The sequence below is a fragment of the Streptomyces sp. JH002 genome, assembly GCF_050916115.1.
In the GTDB taxonomy this organism is placed as follows: Bacteria; Actinomycetota; Actinomycetes; order Streptomycetales; family Streptomycetaceae; genus Streptomyces; species Streptomyces xiamenensis.
In genome coordinates, this window is the sequence record NZ_CP087989.1 from 4,684,724 (window position 1) to 4,700,743 (window position 16,020).

17 protein-coding genes are annotated in these 16,020 nt (G+C 73.5%); 9 read left to right on the plus strand and 8 right to left on the minus strand.

The genetic code is table 11. The features are described from left to right. Positions 1-46: 46 nt before the first annotated feature. Positions 47-754 carry a TetR/AcrR family transcriptional regulator gene (locus H7827_RS21400; RefSeq protein WP_432746971.1) on the minus strand — a complete coding sequence of 236 codons (708 nt, stop codon included), beginning with the start codon at positions 752-754 and terminating at the stop codon, positions 47-49. A gap of 111 nt (positions 755-865) precedes the next feature. On the opposite strand from H7827_RS21400, the gene H7827_RS21405 reads away from it, so the two are divergent. The 5 genes from H7827_RS21405 to H7827_RS21425 all read left to right on the plus strand — a co-directional run bounded on the left by H7827_RS21405 (position 866) and on the right by H7827_RS21425 (position 6,180). Continuing rightward, positions 866-1,348 carry a nitroreductase family deazaflavin-dependent oxidoreductase gene (locus H7827_RS21405; protein WP_432746972.1) on the plus strand — a complete coding sequence of 161 codons (483 nt, stop codon included), beginning with the start codon at positions 866-868 and terminating at the stop codon, positions 1,346-1,348. Positions 1,349-1,456: 108 nt separating this feature from the next. Beyond that, positions 1,457-1,990, plus strand: a complete 534-nt coding sequence (locus H7827_RS21410; protein ID WP_200367260.1) for a hypothetical protein — start codon at positions 1,457-1,459, stop codon at positions 1,988-1,990. A gap of 105 nt (positions 1,991-2,095) precedes the next feature. Then, positions 2,096-2,782 (plus strand): helix-turn-helix domain-containing protein, encoded by a 687-nt coding sequence (locus H7827_RS21415; protein WP_432746973.1) that lies wholly within the window; start codon positions 2,096-2,098, stop codon positions 2,780-2,782. A 127-nt stretch (positions 2,783-2,909) separates the two neighbouring features. After that, the gene (locus H7827_RS21420; protein WP_200367262.1) at positions 2,910-3,662 is read left to right on the plus strand and encodes an HAD family hydrolase; all 753 of its coding nucleotides are present in this window, start codon (positions 2,910-2,912) and stop codon (positions 3,660-3,662) included. A 4-nt stretch (positions 3,663-3,666) separates the two neighbouring features. After that, positions 3,667-6,180, plus strand: coding sequence for a glycoside hydrolase family 65 protein (locus H7827_RS21425; RefSeq protein WP_432746974.1), 2,514 nt, complete (start codon positions 3,667-3,669; stop codon positions 6,178-6,180). Between the two features lie 37 nt (positions 6,181-6,217). On the opposite strand, the gene nirD is transcribed toward H7827_RS21425, so the two are convergent. From nirD to H7827_RS21440, 3 genes are read right to left on the minus strand one after another with little or no spacing between them, the layout of a single operon-like run. After that, a complete protein-coding gene (gene nirD, locus H7827_RS21430; RefSeq protein ID WP_432746976.1) occupies positions 6,218-6,586 on the minus strand; it encodes a nitrite reductase small subunit NirD in 369 nt (122 codons plus the stop codon). After that, positions 6,586-9,219, minus strand: a complete 2,634-nt coding sequence (gene nirB, locus H7827_RS21435; protein ID WP_432746977.1) for a nitrite reductase large subunit NirB — start codon at positions 9,217-9,219, stop codon at positions 6,586-6,588. Before nirB ends, nirD begins: the two co-directional genes overlap by 1 nt. After that, positions 9,219-10,394, minus strand: a complete 1,176-nt coding sequence (locus tag H7827_RS21440) for an NAD(P)/FAD-dependent oxidoreductase (protein WP_432748022.1) — start codon at positions 10,392-10,394, stop codon at positions 9,219-9,221. Before H7827_RS21440 ends, nirB begins: the two co-directional genes overlap by 1 nt. A gap of 438 nt (positions 10,395-10,832) precedes the next feature. Here H7827_RS21440 and H7827_RS21445 point away from each other — a divergent pair, with 438 nt between their 5' ends. Further along, positions 10,833-11,351 carry a GNAT family N-acetyltransferase gene (locus tag H7827_RS21445; RefSeq protein WP_432746978.1) on the plus strand — a complete coding sequence of 173 codons (519 nt, stop codon included), beginning with the start codon at positions 10,833-10,835 and terminating at the stop codon, positions 11,349-11,351. A gap of 191 nt (positions 11,352-11,542) precedes the next feature. Here the strand turns inward: H7827_RS21445 and H7827_RS21450 are convergent, their stop codons facing one another. Beyond that, positions 11,543-11,746, minus strand: a complete 204-nt coding sequence (locus H7827_RS21450) for a hypothetical protein (protein WP_432746979.1) — start codon at positions 11,744-11,746, stop codon at positions 11,543-11,545. A gap of 162 nt (positions 11,747-11,908) precedes the next feature. Between H7827_RS21450 and H7827_RS21455 the strand changes: the two genes are divergently transcribed. Continuing rightward, complete coding sequence (locus H7827_RS21455; protein ID WP_432746980.1) at positions 11,909-12,337, plus strand: hypothetical protein; 429 nt, start codon at positions 11,909-11,911, stop codon at positions 12,335-12,337. Here the strand turns inward: H7827_RS21455 and H7827_RS21460 are convergent. Continuing rightward, positions 12,295-13,080, minus strand: coding sequence for an SDR family oxidoreductase (locus H7827_RS21460; RefSeq protein WP_432746982.1), 786 nt, complete (start codon positions 13,078-13,080; stop codon positions 12,295-12,297). The two genes, H7827_RS21455 and H7827_RS21460, sit on opposite strands and share 43 nt — an antisense overlap. Before the next feature lie 197 nt (positions 13,081-13,277). Between H7827_RS21460 and H7827_RS21465 the strand changes: the two genes are divergently transcribed. After that, positions 13,278-13,733, plus strand: a complete 456-nt coding sequence (locus tag H7827_RS21465) for a lamin tail domain-containing protein (protein ID WP_432746983.1) — start codon at positions 13,278-13,280, stop codon at positions 13,731-13,733. On the opposite strand, the gene cutA is transcribed toward H7827_RS21465, so the two are convergent. Together cutA and H7827_RS21475 are read right to left on the minus strand one after the other, a co-directional pair. After that, positions 13,720-14,046, minus strand: a complete 327-nt coding sequence (gene cutA / locus H7827_RS21470) for a divalent-cation tolerance protein CutA (RefSeq protein ID WP_432746984.1) — start codon at positions 14,044-14,046, stop codon at positions 13,720-13,722. The genes H7827_RS21465 and cutA overlap by 14 nt on opposite strands. 59 nt (positions 14,047-14,105) lie before the next feature. After that, complete coding sequence (locus H7827_RS21475) at positions 14,106-14,936, minus strand: NmrA family transcriptional regulator (protein ID WP_432746985.1); 831 nt, start codon at positions 14,934-14,936, stop codon at positions 14,106-14,108. An 82-nt stretch (positions 14,937-15,018) separates the two neighbouring features. On the opposite strand from H7827_RS21475, the gene H7827_RS21480 reads away from it, so the two are divergent. Beyond that, complete coding sequence (locus tag H7827_RS21480; RefSeq protein WP_432746986.1) at positions 15,019-15,978, plus strand: AraC family transcriptional regulator; 960 nt, start codon at positions 15,019-15,021, stop codon at positions 15,976-15,978. Positions 15,979-16,020 lie beyond the last annotated feature (42 nt).

The following is a 16,020-nucleotide window of genomic DNA, read 5'->3' on the forward strand; positions in this document are numbered from 1 at the left end:
CCGATGGCCCCTCGGGGTCATCGGCCGGTGGCCGCCGGGGCGGGGCTCAGGGCGTGTCCGGCCCGGTGCCGGGCAGGCCCACGTCCGCGGCCCGCGCGGTCATGGTGCGGGTGAGGAACTCCCCGGGGTCGCGCACCACGTTGTGGAAGTGGCCGAAGAGTTCGAAGCTGATCAGGCCGAAGAGCGTGGTCCACGCGGTGATCAGGGCGGGGGCCGCCTCGGGCGGCATGGTCCGGGTGTACCGGGTGAGTTCCGGGGTGACGATGTCGGGCGCCTGGCTGTCGGCGGGCGGGGCCAGGTCGCCGCGCGCGTGGGTGTCGGCGACGACGGTGATCAGGGTGAGGGCGACCCGGGACGCCGGTCCGACGGTGGAGGCGGGGGCGGCGTAGCCGGGGATGGGCGAGCCGTAGATGAGCGCGTACTCGTGCGGGTGGGCGAGCGCCCACTCCCGTACGGCGTGGCAGACGGCCAGCCAGCGCTCCAGCGGGGGGCGGGACGGCGGAGCGGCGGCCAGGGTGCTCTCGGCGGCCTCGCCGACCATGTCGTACGCGTCGATGATGAGCGCGGTCAGCAGGTCGTCGCGGCTGGGGAAGTAGCGGTAGAGGGCCGATGAGGCCATGCCCAGCTCGCGGGCGACGGCGCGCAGGGAGAGTTTGGCGGCCCCCTCGGCGGCCAGCTGCGCCCGGGCCTCGTTCTTGATGGCGGCCGTCACCTCGCGCCGGGCGCGTTCCCTGGCTCCTCTGATCGCTGTCATACGAACATTCTGCCACCGTTTCGAGAGCAGTGCTCTTGCTTGTGTGCGGTGATAGTGCAACTATTGCTCTCAAGCGAGAGCAATGCTCTCGAAACGAGAAGGGGAAGTGCCATGAGCGAGCAGCGGCCGGAGCGGACCGTCCACGTGAAGCAGCCCGGGTGGCTCACCAACAAGGTGTTCAACCCCCTGATGGCGTGGCTCACGCGGCGCGGCATCAGCGTCCGTGGCTCCCGCGTGCTGGCCGTGCGCGGCCGCACGAGCGGCGAGTGGCGCCGTACCCCCGTCAACCCGCTCCGGTACGACGGGCAGCTGTATCTGGTGGCCCCGCGCGGCCACGTCCAGTGGACCCGCAACATGCGGGTGGTCGGCGGCGGCGAACTGCGCATCGGCAAGAAGGTGGAGGCGTTCACCGCCACCGAGGTCGCCGACGACGACAAGCCGGAGGTGCTGCGCGCCTACCTCAAGCGCTGGAAGGCCGAGACCGGCGCCTTCTTCAACGGTGTCGGCCCCGACTCGACCACCGAGGAACTGCGCCGCGCCGCCCCCGACCACCCGGTGTTCGCCGTCACCGTCACCGAGGTCCGCAACGGATGACGGGGCGCTCCACCCCGTGCCCGCCCGGGCTCCGGTCGCCCCTCCTCATGACCGGCTGTCGGGCCAAGGGCTGCTCCGAGGCGAGCCGACTGGCGTAGCGTTCGCCCCATGAGCGACCCCGAGCTGCTGGCGAAGATAGCCGAACGGCCCGAGCTGTTCCGGTACTTCGAGTGGCCCTGCGACTTCGACGTGACCCGTCTGGACCCGGTGGAGCCGGGGCTGTCCCTGCGGTCGGGCGCCACCCTCGTGCCCGTCGCCGGCTGCGGCGCCGGCGGCAGCTACTTCCTGGCCGACGGCACCGCCGTGCTCTACGCCTCCTCCGAGGGCGAGTGCGCGCTGATCGCCGACTCGCTGCGCGCCGCCCTGGAGCTGATGGCCGGGGTGCCCTTCTGGAAGGAGTACCTCCACCTGAGCGCGCGCGGCCGGGCCCGTCCCGTCGCCGAGGTGCTCGCCGAACTCGACGAGGAACTGGCCGGGCTTCCCGAGTTCGCCGCGAGCGGCGGCCAGTCCGCCGCCCGTGCCCTGGGCCTCGGCCGCCCCGACCGGGTCGCGCTGCTGACCGGACTGCGGGACGCCATGGCCAGGACCAGCCCCGACCACCTCCTGATCAACGCCGACGGGGAGCCGTACGACGAGTTCTGAGCCCCGGCCCCTCCGCGGCCCGGTCGCCGGCCCCGTGTCCGCGTGATCGACGAGCGGTCCCCACACCCCGGGGCGATGCTGGAGGGGTGAGGGAGGTGGTCGCGCATGGCAAGACCACGGCACCGGCACCCGCGCCCGCAACAGCCGTCCCAGCCGTCGCAGCACCGCAGTGACATCGGACGCCGCGTCGTCATGCTGCGCGAACGGCTCGGACTCAGCCGCGAGGACGTCGCCCACCGGGCCGGCGTCGCCCCCGAGTACCTGACGTACCTGGAGGAGCACCCGGCCTCGCCCAGCGTCAGCTCACTGACCCGGGTCGCCCGCGCCCTGGACACCACCGTCGCCGAGCTGACCGGCTCGGACCTGTCCTCGGGCGGCGGCCACGCCAACCGCGAGGCGAAACTGGTCGCCCTCGACGCCACCACGTCCCGGGCCCGCATCCCGCAGTACGGGGTGGGCCGGATCGGCGTCGAGAACGAGCACGGGCCCGGCATCTACCCCGTCAACTACTCCATCGTCGGCGACAGCGTCGTGCTGCGCACCGCCCCCGGCTCGGCCATCGCCTCCGCCGCAGGCCACGAGGTGGCCTTCGAGGTCGATCACATCGACGAGGCGCGCAGCGAGGGCTGGAGCGTGCTCATCGTCGGCCACGCCTCCGTGGTCACCGACGAGGAGACCCGCCGGCAGCTGGACGAGGCGGCGCACACCTCGCCGTGGGCCGGCGGCGACCGCCAGCTGTGGGTGCGCATCCGGCCCGAACGGGTCTCCGGGAGCGAGATCCAGGCCCATTGACCGGGCCGCCGGTCAGCGGCGGCCGTTGCCCCGCACCACCCGTGCCGCACCGTCCCCGACCCGTCCGTACCCGTCCCGCACCCGGCTGCCGTTGCCGACCAGGCGAACAGGGGTTCCCATGGAAAGCATGAGTGCCATCACCGTTCCGGAGCTGGAAGCGTGCCGGGCCGTCGTCTTCGACACCGACGGGGTCATCACCGACTCGGCCCCCGCACACGCCACCGCCTGGAAGGCCGCCTTCGACCCGGTGCTGCGCGAGCACGGCCAGGCACCGTTCGACGCCACCGAGGACTACCGGCGGTACGTCGACGGCAAGTCCCGGCTGGACGGCGCCGCCTCCTTCCTCACCCAGCGCGGCATCGGGCTGCCCTTCGGCGACCCCGAGGACCCGCCCGGCACGGCCAGTGTCTGCGCCGTCGCCGCCCGCAAGGAGGAGGAGTTCATGCGCCGCCTCGGCGACGGCTCGGTGGACGCCTGGCCCGGCACCGTACGCCTGCTGCACGCCCTGTACGAGGAACGCGTCCCCTGCGCCGCCGTCTCCTCCTCCCGGCACGCCCGCGACCTGCTCGCGCACACCGGCGTCCGCACCCTCTTCCAGACCGTCGTCGACGGCAACGACGCCGCGCACCTGGCGCTGCGCGGCAAGCCCGACCCCGCGCTCTTCCTGGAGGGCGCCCGCCGCCTGGGCGTCCCGCCGGACGCCTCCGCCGTCGTCGAGGACGCGCTGGCCGGGGTCGAGGCGGGCCGGCGCGGCGAGTTCTCCCTCGTCATCGGCGTGGACCGGGCCGCCACCGCCACCAGCGCGGGCGAACTGCGCGAGCACGGCGCCGACCTGGTGGTGGGCGACCTCGGCGAACTGCTGACTCCCGAGGCGAGGTGAGCCCATGGCGACCACCATCGAGCTGGGCCGGCTGACCGACGAGTGGATCTGGGCGTACGAGGGCTACGACCCGCGCGCCGAACGGCTGCGGGAAGCCCTGTGCACCCTGGGCAACGGCTACTTCGCCACCCGCGGTGCCGCCCCCGAGGTCACCGCGGGCGCGGCCCACTACCCGGGCACGTACGCGGCCGGCTGCTACAACCGGCTCACCTCCCACGTCGCGGGCCGCGACGTGGAGAACGAGGACGTCGTCAACCTCCCCAACTGGCTGCCGCTGCGCTTCCGCGTCCACCCGGACGACGGCCCCGCCGGCCGCTGGTTCTCCCCCGACCGCGAACGCGGCGGCCTGCTGCTCTACCGGCAGTGGCTCGACCTGCGGCAGGGCACCCTCAACCGCACGCTGCGCTTCCGCGACGCGCACGGCCGGCACCTGGGCGTCGAACAGAGCCGCCTGGTGCACATGGGCGACCCGCATCTGGCGGCGCTGCGCACCACCTTCACCGCCGAGGACTGGTCCGGCACCATCGAGATCGACTCCGCCATCGACGGCACCGTCGCCAACACCGGGGTGCGGCGCTACCGCGACCTGGCCAGCGCCCACCTCACCAAGGTCAGGACCGGCGCGCTGGAGGAGGCGCCCGACACGGTGTGGCTGCACTGCCGCACCACCCACTCCGCCATCCACGTCGCGCTCGCCGCCCGCACCCGCTGCGTGAGCGGGCCGCCGCCCGAACGGATCGCCGTCACCGACAAGCTGGCGGGCCGCCGCGCCGCCCAGCGGCTCACCGTCCCCCTGGCCCCCGGCGAGCCGGTCACCGTCGAGAAGACCGTCGCCCTGCACACCTCCCGGGACCGGGCGATCAGCGGCCCGCTGGAGGCGGCCGTCGAACGCGTCGGGCGGGCGGGGGACTTCGCCGAGCTGCTCGGTTCGCACGCCGCGGCCTGGGGCCGGTTGTGGCGGCGCGCCGATGTCGAGGCGCCCGGCGAGGCCGGGCACATCCTGCGGCTGCACCTGTTCCACGTACTCCAGACGCTCTCCCCGCACACCGCCGACCTGGACGTGGGCGTCCCGGCGCGCGGGCTGCACGGCGAGGCGTACCGCGGGCACGTCTTCTGGGACGAACTGTTCGTGCTGCCCTACCTGAACCTGCACTTCCCCGAGGTGTCCCGGGCGCTGCTGATGTACCGCTACCGGCGGCTGCCGCAGGCGGTGCACGCCGCCCGCGCGATCGGCCGGGACGGGGCCCGCTACCCGTGGCAGAGCGGCAGCGACGGCCGCGAGGAGACACCCGAGGTACACCTCAACCCGCGTTCGGGACGCTGGCTGCCCGACCACTCCCGGCTCCAGCACCATGTCGGCTCGGCCATCGCGTACAACGTGTGGCGGTACGGACAGGCCAGCGGCGACACCGAGTTCCTGCACACCAAGGGCGCCGAGATGCTGGTGCAGATCGCCCGCTTCTGGGCGGACTCGGCCGTCTTCGACGCGAGCATGGGCCGCTACCGCATCCTGGGGGTGGTGGGCCCCGACGAGTACCACGAGGGATACCCGGACGCGGACCGGCCCGGGCTCGACGACAACGCCTACACCAACGTCACCGCCGCGTGGGTGCTGGCGCGGGCGCTGGAACTCACGCGTGAACTGCCCGCCTCCCGCCGGGAGGACCTCTATGACCGCATCGACATGCGCCCCGGCGAGCCCGAGATGTGGGACGACATCTCCCGGCGGCTGCACGTGCCCTTCCACCGGGGCGTGGTCAGCCAGTTCGAGGGGTACGGCGAGCTGGCCGAGCTGGACTGGGCCGCGCTGCGCGAACGCCACGGCGACATCCGGCGACTCGACCGCATCCTGGAGGCGGACGGCGACAGCGTCAACCGCTACCAGGCCTCCAAGCAGGCCGATGTGCTCATGCTCGGCTACCTGTTCACCCCCGGCGACCTGGGGCGGCTCTTCGGCCGGCTCGGCTACGACCTGGACGAGGCGACCTGGCGGCGGACCGTCGACTACTACCTGGCCCGTACCAGCCACGGCTCCACACTCAGCGGCCTCGTGCACGCCTGGGTGCTGGCCCGCGCCCGGCACCGGGACGCCTGGGGGCAGTTGCAGGAGGCGCTGGCCAGCGACGTCGCCGACATCCAGGGCGGTACGACCGCCGAGGGCATCCATCTGGGCGCCATGGCCGGCACCCTGGACCTCCTGCAGCGCGGGCTGACCGGCCTGGAGACCCGCGACGGCGTCCTGTGGATGGACCCGGCGCCGCTGCCGGAACTGTCGGAGTACGGCTTCTCGCTGCGCTACCACAGCGACGGCGGCATCCAGGTGCGGATGAAGCCGGGCCAGCTGTGGGTGGGCGTGCCGCCGTGGGAGGAGGAGCCGGTGCGGGTCCAGCTGGCCAGGGGGTCCCCCCGGCCGGAGGCTGGGGGAGGGTACGTGGACGGGATCGCGGACGGGGTCGGCTTCGAGGTGGCCCCGGGCGAGGACCGGCTCATGCCGCTGCCCGGGCACACCGCCCCCTGAGCCCCCGGCCGGACCCCGGCCCGCCGGTGACGCCCGCCTACGGCGCCACTCGGGCCGCCACCGGCTGACGGCGCGCCGGGTACACCGGTACAGCACGGGCGTCGTCATCGTCGTCCAGACAGCGCCCGGTCCGCAGATCGAACCGCTGCTTCAGCAGCGGCGAGGCCACGAACGCGCTGCCGCCCGCCGACCCCAGCAGCCCGCGCGAGAGCACATAGGCCCCGGTGAACGGGTCCCGGTTGCCGATCGCGTACGCCGCGCCCGTACGGTCCAGGAAGACCGCGATCTGCCGCCCGTCCGGCAGCAGCGCCGCCACGCCGCGCCCCGGAACCAGCTCGTCCGCCGCGCACACCGGCACCCAGCGCCCTCCGCTGAGCACCTCCACCGTCGCCGTCGCCATCGTCATCAGGCCCGCCCCCCGACCGGGATCTCCGGGCCGGACAGCAGCACCAGGTCCGGCTTGGACTGCCCGCGCTCGGGGACGAACCGCACGCTCGGATCGGGCACCCCCGGCGCGTTGACGAAGGAGACGAACCGGCGCAGCTTGTCCGGGTCGTTGATCGCCTGCGCCCACTCGTCGCGGTACCCGGCCACATGTGCCGCCATCAGCGCCTCCAGCTCCTCACAGATGCCCAGGGAGTCGTGCACCACGACATCCCGTACGTGGTCGAGACCGCCCTCGATCCGCTCCAGCCACACCGAGGTGCGCTCCAGACGGTCGGCGGTGCGGATGTAGAACATCAGGAACCGGTCGATGAGCCGCACGAGTTCGGCGTCCGACAGGTCCTGCGCCAGCAGATCGGCGTGCCGCGGGGTCGCGCCGCCGTTGCCGCCGACGTACAGGTTCCAGCCGTTGGCGGTGGCGATCACCCCGAAGTCCTTGCCCATGGCCTCCGCGCACTCCCGGGCGCACCCGGAGACCGCCGACTTGAGCTTGTGCGGGGAACGCAGCCCCCGGTAGCGCAGCTCCAGATCGATGGCCATCCGCACGCTGTCCTGCACGCCGTAGCGGCACCAGGTGGAGCCCACACAGGACTTGACGGTGCGCAGCGACTTCCCGTACGCGTGCCCCGACTCGAAACCGGCCGCCACCAGCCGCCCCCAGATCGCGGGCAGCTGGTCGACGCGGGCCCCGAACATGTCGATGCGCTGCCCGCCGGTGATCTTGGTGTAGAGGCCGAAGTCGCGGGCCACCTCGCCGATGACGATGAGCCGCTCGGGGGTGATCTCCCCGCCGGGGATGCGCGGCACGATCGAATAGGAGCCGTTGCGCTGGATGTTGGCGAGGAAGTGGTCGTTGGTGTCCTGGAGGGCGGCCTGTTCACCGTCCAGCACGTGCGTCCCGGCGCCGATGGCGGGGGCCAGCGAGGCGATGATGGAGGCGACGGCCGGCTTGCAGATCTCGCAGCCCTCGCCGCCGCGCGCCGCCTCGCGCCCGTACTGGTCGAGGAGCCGCCGGTAGCTGGTGACCCGCAGGGCCAGCACGATCTCGTACAGCTCCTGCCGGGTCTGTGCGAAGCAGCCGCACAGCCCGGTGTCGATGACCGCGCCGCCCGCCGCCAGCTCCTCGTTGACGAGCTGGCCCAGCACCTTGACGCAACTGCCGCAGCCCGTACCCGCCTTGGTGCACCTCTTCACCTCGGGGACCGAGGCACAGGAGTGATCGGTGACCGCGGAGCGGATGGCGCCCTTGGTGACGTTGTGGCAGCTGCACACGACCGCCTCGTCGGGCAGCGCGCCCGGACCCAGCGCCGTGGGCGGGGCGAGCCCGGCGGGCAGCACCAGCTGCTCCGGCGGGGCGGGCGGCACGCTGCCGGTGAACGGGCGCAGCAGGCCGTACGCGTCCGCGTCGCCGACCAGCACCCCGCCCAGCAGGGTGCCGTCGCCGCCGATGACCAGCTTCTTGTACACGCCGGAGCGGGAGTCTGCGTACACGACGTCCAGCGAGTCCGGCGCGGTGCCGTGCGCGTCGCCGAAGGAGGCCACGTCCACCCCCAGCAGCTTCAGCTTCGTGGAGGTGTCCGCCCCGTGGAAACCGCTCGCCTCCTGCCCCGCGATGGCGCGGGCGGCGGTGGCGGCCATGTCGTAGCCGGGCGCCACCAGGCCGTACACCCGGCCGTCCGCCGCCAGGGCGCACTCGCCGATGGCGTACACGGCCGGGTCGGTGACGGACACGCAGCGCTCGTCCACCGTGATGCCGCCGCGTTCGCCGACCGCGAGCCCGGCGTCGCGGGCCAGGCCGTCCCGGGGGCGAACCCCTGCGGAGAAGATGACCAGTTCCGCCTCGACGGCGGAGCCGTCCGACAGGGACATCCCGGTGACGGTGCCGTCCTGGGGGTGGGTGAGGATGCGCTGCCCGCCCACCCCGGTGTGCACGGTCAGCCCCATGTCCTCCACGGTGCGGCGCAGCGCGGCGCCGCCGCCCTCGTCCACCTGGACGGGCATCAGGCGCGGGTTGAACTCCACGATGTGGGTCGCGAGTCCGAGCCCGCGCAGGGCGCCCGCCGCCTCCAGGCCGAGCAGCCCGCCGCCGACGACGATGCCGGTGGTGGTGCGGTCGGCCTTCGCCCACTCCTCGATGGCCAGCAGGTCCTCGATGGTGCGGTAGACGAAGCAGCCGGCGGCGTCCCGGCCCTCGACCGGGGGCACGAACGGCGCCGAGCCGGTGGCGAGGACGAGCGTGTCGTAGCGGATGACGCGCCCCGAGCGGGCGGTGACCGTGCGGGCGGCGCGGTCGATGGACTCGGCCGGGTCGGACAGGCACAGCTCGATGCCGTGCCGGTCGGCGAAGCCGGGCGGGGTGAGGGAGAGTTCGTCGGGGGTGACACCCGAGAAGTAGGAGGTGAGCTTCACCCGGTCGTAGGCGGGGCGGGGCTCCTCGGCGAGGACGATCACCCGTGAGCGGGCGGTGACGCCCCGGTCGGCCAGTTCCTCGAGGAAGCGCTGACCGACCATGCCGTGACCGATGAGCACGATGGTGCCGGTGTCCTGGGCCGTGTCGGTGTCGGTGTCCGTGCCCGTGTCGGTGTCCGTGGACATCAGTTTCCTCCGTCGTGGGTGAGCAGGTGCAGCAACGGCGTAGCGGGGAGGGCTTCGTCGGACTCCCAGGCGCGGGTGAGCGAACCGACCGCGCCGAGATCGCCGACCAGCACACCGCCGCGCAGCCGGTCGCCGCGCACGACGAGGCTGCGGTACGTGCCGCGGGTGGCGTCGGTGAGCCGGACGGTGTCGTCACCGTCGTTGGGGGAGGCGGTGCCGAAGGCGGCCACGTCGATGGGGCCGGGGAGGGAGAGCCGGTACAGGGGGCGTGAGCCGTGATAGGCGGCCTCGGAGCGGCCGTTGAGCAGGTCGCCGAGTACATCGGCCTGTTCGAGGGCCGCACCGGCCAGCCCGTGGGTGACGCCCGCGTGTTCGGCGCAGTCGCCGATGGCGTGGACGTGCGGCTGCGAGGTGCGCAGCCGGTCGTCCACGACGATGCCGCCGGTGCGGCCGACGGCGATCCCGGCGTCCCGGGCGAGTCCGGTCAGCCGCAGCACCCCGCAGGCCAGGAACACGGTGTCGGCGGCCAGTTCGTACCGCCCCTCAGCCTCCGGCCGGGGGGACCCCCCGGCCAGCAGCACGCCGCCGGGGCGCAGCCGCCGCACCCGGCACTCGGTGTGCACCTCGACGCCGAGCGCCGTCAGTTGCTCCCGCAGCAGCGCGGACGCGGCGGCGTCCAGCTGGCGTTCCATCAGCCGCTCGCCCTGCTGGGCCAGGACGGTGTCCACACCGCGCACCGCCAGCGCGGCGGCGGCCGACACGCCCAGCAGCCCGCCGCCGACCACGACGGCGCGCTCGCCCGGGTCGGCGAGGGCGTCGTCCAGGGTGCGGAAGGCCCGTACACCTTCGGGCAGTTCCCCGTCGTGCAGCGGCGGCAGCACCGGCGCGGCGCCGGTGGCCAGCACGAGCGTGCCGTACGGCTCCCGGGTCCCGTCGTCGCACACCACCTCGCGGGTGGCGGTGTCGACGGCGGTGGCCCGTACGCCGGCGCGCCAGCGCACACCGGGGCCCGGCGCGGGCAGGGCGATCACCTCCGGGCCGTACTGCCGCGCCAGTACCCCGGCGAGCAGCACCCGGTTGTACGCGGGGTGCCGCTCGCCCGCGATGACGGTGGTGGGCGCGTCGAGCCGGCGCGCCAGCCGGGCGGCGGCCATTCCGCCGCCGACGATCACCACAGGTTCCATGCCCTGAGCGTGCGGGCCCTCCGTTACCCGCCCGCATCACCGCCGTTTCCCCCGCGCAACGCTGCCCTCAGCGGGTGCGCCGGGCCGGTGTGAGCCCGTCCGGCCGCCCGTCTCACCGCGGATTAAGGTCCGCTCAGGCCACCCTTATGCGCCCCTTAACGGCCGCTCCGCCGGCCGCGCGCGCCCGTACGCTGCCGGGCATGACGGCGACCTGGCCAGCACCTTTACGGCTCGCCCCGGACACCGTGCGCCGGGGCACCGGTGCCGGCGGGCTGTCGGCGACCGGCCTGTGGGCGCTCTCCGCGCGCCCGGACGATGTGCCCGCGCCGCCGCCCGGGACGCCGTTCGCCGCCGCCGCGCCGGCCACGCCCCGGCCCGGACCCGACACCGTCCGTACCCGCGTCCGACCCGCACCAGTGGAGGAAAGAGATGCCCCTTCAGGTACGAACGGCCCACACGGCGGAGCTGTCGACGGCGACCCTGCGGGCGATCCGGGCGCTGCTGGGCCTGATCGAACACGACTGGGACCACGCGCTGGGCGGCATGCACACGATGGTGTGGGAGGACGACCGGCTGATCGCGCACGGCGCGGTGATCCAGCGCCGACTGATCCACGGCGGGCGGGCGCTGCGCACCGGGTACGTCGAGGCGCTGGGCGTCCACCCCGACCACCGGGGGCGCGGGCACGCCGCCACGGTGACCGCCGTCCTGGAACGGGTGATCGCGGCGGCGTACGACCTGGGCGCGCTGTCGGCCCCACCCGGGGTGGCGGCGTACTGGCCGGCCAGGGGCTGGCAGCCATGGCAGGGCCGCACCTGGGCGCTGACCCCGATGGGCATCGCGCGCACGGAGGAGTCGGACGGCACGGTGCACATCCTGCCGGGGCCGGTCCCGCTGGACGTCACGGGCGAGCTGATCTGCGACTGGCGGGACGGCGACATCTGGTAGCTCAGAGGCGAATCAGCCCGGCCCGTCGATGAGACACCCGGCCCGGCGCGCCGGTCGCGCACGCAACGGTGAGCTTCGGAGCGGCAAGGGGACTGCGGCCGGGGTCCGTCTCCACACCGGGGGAAACGCGGGGTTGAGTCCCCCCGCACCGGACGCTCCATCACGTCACGAGCGGGCCCGCAGAGCCCGGATCAGCGGTCCCGGGTAGTCCGCCCGGGCCGCGTTCCCTCGGGGTCCCGGCCGAAGGCGGCGGAGATCCGCTCGTGTGCCTCGGCCAGTTCTCCGGCGGAGAACGCGCCGTGCTCCTCCTCGAAGTTCCGCAGCTCCTGGCCGAGCAGTGCGTGGCGCAGCCGCCGCGCCTCCTCTTCCGTAGGGTTGCCGGACACGGTGTTCATGGTCTCCTCGGCTTTCGTACCCGCTCGGTGGGCGGGGGCGTGGTGGCGGGCGGGGTTCTCCGGATCCTGCGCGGCAGGCGGTCGGCTCGCGTCGCCAAACTCCAGGCGTATCACGGGAGATGATGGTCTCGACAGTTCGGGTTCTGTGGGGGTGGCCGTCTCGTGTCGGATTTCATCGTGCTTCCGTTCGTGCTGGCGCCGGTGGTGTTCGTCGCCGCGGCGTTCGGGCTGGTCGTGCACGCGGTGCAGCGCGCGTGGGCGGCCGAATGGCCCACACTGGCCAGCCCCAGAGCACTGGGGCTGGTGTCCGCGCTGGCACTCAGCGGCGCGTTGACGCTGTACGCCTACGCGCACATGACGTACATGAGCTCGCTTCGGCCCGAGCATCTCTGCTGGCTGCACGCGGACGTGCGGGGTATGCCCGACGAGCGCAGCGACTTTCCGCTGAGCATGGTGTGCGGCGGGGCGGAGGTTGTCCCCGCCTGGATCAACCCGGCGCTGTTCGTGCTGCCGGTCATCGGGCTGGCGGCGATGGCGGCCGCCGTGCGTTACGCGTCGACCCGGCCCGACAGGAAGTCCTCCCAGGTGTGACGTCCCCGGTCCGCGCCCTCGGCGGCCAGGTTGGTGCCGGCGCGCAGGGCGCGGCCGGCCCTTCCGGGGAGGGGGAGGGGGAGCACCGGGCGGCGGGTGCCGGTGGAGCGCAGGTAGGAGTGGATCAGCTCGTCCAGCCCGTACACGGTGGGGCCGGCCAGGTCGGGGACCAGGCCGGCAGGTTCGCCCAGGGCCAGTTCCGCGAGCCGGGCGCCCACATCGCGCGAGTCGACCGGTTCCACGCGCACCCCGCGCGGTGCCGGAACGACCGGGAGCCGCGTCATCCTCGCCAGCACGGTGTGGAGCAACTCGTGGAACTGGGCCGCGCGCAGCGTGGTCCAGGGAATGCCGGACTCGGCGACGGCGACCTCGGTGCCGAGCTTCATGCGGTGGTATCCGACCGGGACCCGGTCCGCGCCGATGACCGAGATCAGCACCAGGTGCCGCACGCCTTCCTCGGTCGCGGCGCGCACCAGGTTGCGGGTCGCCTCGTCATCTCCCTTGGGGCCGCCGGCCAGGTGGACGACGGTGGCGGCGCCGGCCACGGCCGCCTCGACGCCCTCGTTCTCCAGCAGGTCCCCGGTCACGTACGTGAGGCCGCCGTCCTCCCCGTCGTGGCCGTTACCGGCGGGGCGGGCATGCCGGCTCAGGACGCGCACCGGGTGGCCGGCCTCCCGCAGCAGGGGGACGACGTGCTGTCCGAGGGTGCCCGTGCCGCCGGTGACCAGAAAGGGCGTTGTCATGGCTTCTCCGCATCGCAGGGGGGTTCTCTGTCTGCCATGACCCCTGGAACGGTGCCAACGTGACGCGCCGGACGTGCCGCCGCACGAGGTGTACGCGTTGCCACGAACGCCTGCGCCAACTCATTACGTTTCCCTAAGATCTGCTTCATCTTGTCGTCCGATATGGCGACAGTGTGAAACCCGCAGGGAGAACGACGATGACACACGCACGCTTAACCGCGCTTCTGGCCGCCTTCGCCGTGGCCGTGCTGCTGCCGCTGGGTACGGCGGGCAGTGCCCAGGCCGCCGGGTCCGTGAAGATCACCAAGATCTACTACAACAGTCCGGGCAAGGACGACCGCAGCAACGCCAGCCTCAACGGCGAGTGGGTGCAGATCACCAACTCCACCAGCAAGGCCGTCAGCCTCAAGGGCTGGACGCTGACCGACGCCCAGAAGCACACCTACACCTTCGGCACGTTCAGCCTGGGCGCCGGCAAGTCGGTGAAGGTGCGGACGGGTTCGGGCAAGAACACGGCCGCCAACGTGTACCAGAACCGTGGTGCGTACGTCTGGAACAACGACAAGGACACCGCCACCCTGCGCAAGTCCAACGGCACGAAGGTGGCGTCGTGCTCCTACAACAACTCCCTTGTCGAGTTCAAGAACTGCTGACCTCCTCGGTGACCCACGCCAGGTAGGCCGCGCTGCCGCCGGTGACCGGGGTGGCGATGATCTCGGGGGTGTCGTACGGGTGGTGGTCCAGCAAATGGGATTCCAGGGCGGGGTAGCGGGCGGCCGTGGTCTTGCAGCTCACCCGCCACTCCTGGCCCTGCTGGACCTCCCCCTCCCACCAGTACACGCTGGTGATCGGCCCCTCGATCTGCGCGCAGGCCGCCAGCCGTGCCCGCACCGCCGAGTCCGCGAGTCCGTGCGCGGACTCCTCGCTGTCCGTCGTCACGTGCACCAGTACGTGTTCGGCCGTCATGTGTACGCCTCCCGGGGGTGGTTCGCGGATACCTGGTGGTTCCCCGGGAGGCTATCCACTCACCCCTGCCACACGCCGGTCGCCGCCGCCTCCTTCACGTAGTCGCTGAAGTCCCGGGGAGCGCGTCCCAGGGCCGCCCGGACGCCGTCCGTCACCCGCGCGTTGCGGCCGTCCAGCACGTCCGTGAACAGGTCCGCGGTGAACGCGGCCTCCGCCGGGGGCAGTCCGGCCTCCGTCAGCACGGTCCGGTACGCCCGCGGGTCCGCCCGGCGGTAGCGGATCTCCCGGCCCGCCGCCGCGGACAGTTCCTCCGCCGCCTCCTCGAAAGTGAGCAGGCGCGGCGAGGACAGTTCATAGGTCACACCGGCGTGCGCCGGGAGGGGGCCGGTCAGTGCCTCCACCGCGACGTCCGCGATGTCGTCGGCGTCCACGAAGGGTTCGGTCACCCCCTCCGCCGCCGGAAGGACGAACTCTCCCTGCCGCACCCCGTCCAGCAGGAAGTCCTCGCTGAAGTTCTGCGCGAACCACGAGGCCCGCAGCACCGTCCAGCTCTCCGCGCCCGCGCCCCGTACCGCGTCCTCCGCCGGGACGGCGGACGGTATGCCGCGCCCGGACAGCAGCACCAGGCGGCGCGCCCCGCGCGCCACCGCCAGCCGGGCGAAGGCCTCCAGGGTCCCGGCCGCGCCGGGCGCCGAGACATCGGGCGCGTAGGCGAGGTAGACGGCGGACACATCCGCCAGGGCCGGCTCCCAGGTGGTGCGGTCGTGCCAGTCGAAGGGCGGCCGTCCGGCGCGTGAACCGAGACGTACGGTGATGCCGCGCTCCGTCAGCCGGGCGGCGATACGGCGGCCGGTCTTGCCGGTGCCGCCCGTGATCAGCGTGGTGTTCATGCATCCCATTCCACGCCCCGGGCTGTCCGGCGGCCATCCCTCAGACGCTCGCCACCATGTGCGGGCGTCTAATCTCTCCCTCATGGACAGTCTCGCGAGCCTGCTCGAAGGCCCCCGCGCCCACCGCGCCTTCCTGCTGCGCGCCGTCTTCGACCCGCCCTGGTGCGTACAGGTCCGGGACCGCGCCCCGCTGACCGTTCTGTGCGCGATGCGCGACACCACCTGGATCACCCCGGAGGACCAGGACCAGGACCCGGGCCAGGGCCAGGACCCGGTGCGGATCGACGCCGGTGACATCGCCGTGGTGCGCGGCCCCGCCCCCTACCGCGTCGGCAGTGGTACGGATGTCCCGGTGCAGGTGGTGGTGCACCCCGGGGACGTCACCACCACCCCCGAGGGCGAAGGGCTGTGCGAGCAACTGGACCTCGGCGTCCGCACCTGGGGCAGCGGACCCGACGGCGCCGCCCAACTGCTCATCGGCACCTACCACGTCGACGGCGAGGTCAGCGGCCGGCTGCTGCGGGCCCTGCCCCAGGTGCTCGTCCTGCGCGAAGCCGACTGGGACTGCCCCCTGCTGCCGCTCGTCGCCGAGGAGATCGGCAAGGACCGGCCCGGCCAGAGCGCTGTCCTGGACCGCCTGCTGGACCTGCTCCTCATCGCCGTGCTGCGCGCCTGGTTCGCCCGCCCCGAGGCCCGGGCCCCCGCCTGGTACCGGGCGCAGGCCGACCCGGTCGTCGGCCGCGCGCTGCGCCTGCTGCACGAGGACCCCGCCCACCCCTGGACGGTCGCCGCCCTCGCCGCCCGCGCCGGGGTCTCGCGGGCGGCCTTCGCCCAGCGCTTCGCGACCCTGGTCGGCCGGCCGCCCATGGCGTACCTCACCGACTGGCGGCTCGCCCTCGCCGCCGACCTGCTGCGCGAACCCGCCGCCACCCTCGACGCCGTCGCCCGCCGGGTCGGCTACGGGAGCGGCTTCGCGCTCAGCACCGCCTTCAAGCGGGAACGCGGCATCAGCCCCAGCCTGCACCGCCTGAGCGCCGGATAGCGGTGGCCCTCACGCGTCCGTCCCGAGGGTGGGGGCGTGGCC

Excerpts from the sequence above, each read along its gene's own strand:
- H7827_RS21410 (WP_200367260.1), top strand. The coding sequence starts at position 1,457 with ATGAGCGACCCCGAGCTGCTGGCGAAGATAGCCGAACGGCCCGAGCTG.
- H7827_RS21415 (WP_432746973.1), top strand. The coding sequence starts at position 2,096 with ATGGCAAGACCACGGCACCGGCACCCGCGCCCGCAACAGCCGTCCCAG.
- H7827_RS21460 (WP_432746982.1), bottom strand. The coding sequence starts at position 13,080 with ATGACAACGCCCTTTCTGGTCACCGGCGGCACGGGCACCCTCGGACAG.
- H7827_RS21425 (WP_432746974.1), top strand. The coding sequence starts at position 3,667 with ATGGCGACCACCATCGAGCTGGGCCGGCTGACCGACGAGTGGATCTGG.
- H7827_RS21400 (WP_432746971.1), bottom strand. The coding sequence starts at position 754 with ATGACAGCGATCAGAGGAGCCAGGGAACGCGCCCGGCGCGAGGTGACG.
- H7827_RS21465 (WP_432746983.1), top strand. The coding sequence starts at position 13,278 with ATGACACACGCACGCTTAACCGCGCTTCTGGCCGCCTTCGCCGTGGCC.
- H7827_RS21445 (WP_432746978.1), top strand. The coding sequence starts at position 10,833 with ATGCCCCTTCAGGTACGAACGGCCCACACGGCGGAGCTGTCGACGGCG.
- H7827_RS21480 (WP_432746986.1), top strand. The coding sequence starts at position 15,019 with ATGGACAGTCTCGCGAGCCTGCTCGAAGGCCCCCGCGCCCACCGCGCC.
- cutA (WP_432746984.1), bottom strand. The coding sequence starts at position 14,046 with ATGACGGCCGAACACGTACTGGTGCACGTGACGACGGACAGCGAGGAG.
- H7827_RS21475 (WP_432746985.1), bottom strand. The coding sequence starts at position 14,936 with ATGAACACCACGCTGATCACGGGCGGCACCGGCAAGACCGGCCGCCGT.
- H7827_RS21420 (WP_200367262.1), top strand. The coding sequence starts at position 2,910 with ATGAGTGCCATCACCGTTCCGGAGCTGGAAGCGTGCCGGGCCGTCGTC.
- H7827_RS21405 (WP_432746972.1), top strand. The coding sequence starts at position 866 with ATGAGCGAGCAGCGGCCGGAGCGGACCGTCCACGTGAAGCAGCCCGGG.
- nirD (WP_432746976.1), bottom strand. The coding sequence starts at position 6,586 with ATGACGATGGCGACGGCGACGGTGGAGGTGCTCAGCGGAGGGCGCTGG.
- H7827_RS21450 (WP_432746979.1), bottom strand. The coding sequence starts at position 11,746 with ATGAACACCGTGTCCGGCAACCCTACGGAAGAGGAGGCGCGGCGGCTG.
- nirB (WP_432746977.1), bottom strand. The coding sequence starts at position 9,219 with ATGTCCACGGACACCGACACGGGCACGGACACCGACACCGACACGGCC.